Source organism: Wolbachia endosymbiont of Drosophila barbarae (assembly GCF_044752445.1).
Lineage (GTDB): Bacteria > Pseudomonadota > Alphaproteobacteria > Rickettsiales > Anaplasmataceae > Wolbachia > Wolbachia pipientis.
In genome coordinates, this window is sequence record NZ_JBIXJM010000126.1 from 1 (window position 1) to 2,447 (window position 2,447).

Here is a 2,447-nt window from a genome sequence, read left to right on the forward strand (position 1 = left end):
ACATCGAAAATGTAGGCTAATAATTCCCTATAGCTTTCTGATAATAAGCCTTTTTCTTGAATATAATCATCGTATTTCTGAAGAACAGCTTGATCTTTGCAACACTCTTTCCAATCATATTCTTGTCTAAGTTGATTATTAAAACGATTATAAAGAGCCTTCAAAAAATCGTCTTTTTGTATTTTTTCTTCTAGCTTACTTCTTAGAGATTTATCTTTAATACTTTCAATCCATAAACCAAATACTTCTGCATGTTTTGGCTGGGATAGCTCTCTTTTAAACGCCTCAAAGAATATATTCAAACTATGTTCTTGATCTTTTAGAAATTTTTTATGTTTGTTATAATATTTTTTAACATCTGTATGTTCCTCTTCTAATTTTCCTACTTCTAAAACAAACGCTCTAATTGAGTATTTTAAAGCTTTATTCTCTGTATTCTGTAATTCTTCTTTACCGAATTTAGAAATTTTCTCATGTTGTTCTGTACTATTTTTATAAAGATATTGATTCAGAGTTCCTAAAATATGGTGAGAAATATTGTTATCATTTCCTTTTGCTTCAATGAGATATCTTGCTGCATTTTCAGGTGTTAATTCTACATTATTTGTAACCTCCTGATAAGGTGGTAATTGCTTTACAATTTCTTGCAATGTAGCAAGTCTATACTTATCAATCAAAAGCTTCTCTATGTCTTGTAGCTCTGTATTATTTTGTAAGCTACTCGTTTCAGGAGGGCTACCTTTTAAGGTTTCAAAAACTAAAAATAACTGACTAAGCTGAGATAAATTAAGTTCTGCCTTTTTTAACTGAAACCAATTGTCTAGCAGCAATGGTTCTTTTTTTAGCTTATCAATAAAACTTTCAACATCAATAGTCTCTCTGTAAGTGGTACTAGATGTTGTAATAAAGATATCATTATGATGCTTACTTTTGTTCTGGTAAGGAGAATGACGCTTAATTCCTAATTCTGTAGTTTGCTTTTCCTGCTGCTCTTGATTTTCAACAATTGCTTGCAAAGCGTGTTGTTTAGTACTCTCTAAATCGGATTGTAAATTCTGCAACGTACTTCTTTCTATAGAGCTCAAATGATGAGAATAGTTAGCTAAAATGCTACTTTGTGAAATGTTTTTTTTCCTTACAGCTTGTGCGTGATGTTGTCGGTCATTGTTTTGTCTGGTATTTTTTCTTTCTTCACACCTTTTTTGCTTTTTATTTTCAATACTGGTAGCCTTGATGCCAGCATATTTGTCCTTATATGGACACCATACTCGATCATTTGGATCATTATCTTTATCATAATATTCTAGTGTACATTTACTGTTTTGATCTCCACCACGAAACTTAAATTCTTCCCACAATTGATAGTCCAAGTAACCCATATCCCAACCATTTTTCCCATGGATACCATGTAGACCTCCCTGTCCTTTTTCTCCTTCTTCTACTTGCGTAGCATTTTTTACAATGCCAAATTCCTTGCTGCTATTTTCTAGATTTCTTACTATTATCTCTCCGGCATATCCTCCTTGACCACCTAAACCATATTCTCCACCATGTCCTCCATGTTGCCCTAATGATCCTTTATAGAGAAGAAAAGCTTGATAGCGCGATGAAAGGCTACCATGACAATAAGAAAAAATTACCTCATTTCCTTGATTTTTTGTTACTTCTATAAAAATATTACCTGCTGAACTGTCTTCACTGTTTTTATACAATTCGTTTTTTATCATTAAGGAATTTTTCTTTATGTTCTTAATAGTTTTTGAGACTAATTCCTTTCTAACTCCTGGTAGAGCAGCAAGCTTAACAACTGAAAGAAATTCATTATCAAAGTCTGCTTTTGTAATACCTACTCCATCCTTACCATCTCTTCCATTTCCACCATCTTGTCCTTTACTACCCTTACCACCATTTGAAATAATGGTAAAATTTTCCGGATTTTCTATTTTCTCTACTAGAATCAAGACATTGCCACCACTTTCCCCAGGATAACCATCTGCCCCTTGTTTACCATGACCATCTTTTCCAGTACCTGCATTATCAGAATAGGTATGATTGTTATCTTTCCCAGATACATTCCAGGTTACTTTATCATGTACTTTTATTGTTTTGGTTAAAACAACTACATTCTTTCCGTACCAAACTTTATTTTTAAAATCTGCATCAATATGTATAACATCAGGGCCAACAAAGCGTACTTCCTCTATATTTGAATTCTCTGAAAGTGTATTTTCTAATTGCCATAAAATTTCACTGACAACAATGTTCTTACCTGTTACTTCAACAACTAATCGACCATCTATTCTTCTTTCTTGTACTTCTACTGGTTTTATATAAGCACCTATAACCTCCTTAAACTTGTCTATTAAAAAAAGATCTTCTTTCTCCTTTAAGCCTTCTGTCACTTTTTTCAAAACTATAAGATTTTCACCATAAGTATCTACTTCAAG

General features: G+C 32.5%; 1 pseudogene. It reads right to left on the reverse strand.

The window, feature by feature from the left end:
• Positions 1 to 2,402 (reverse strand): annotated as a pseudogene (locus tag ACIPNH_RS01845) (DEAD/DEAH box helicase); the annotation flags it as partial.
• Positions 2,403 to 2,447 lie beyond the last annotated feature (45 nt).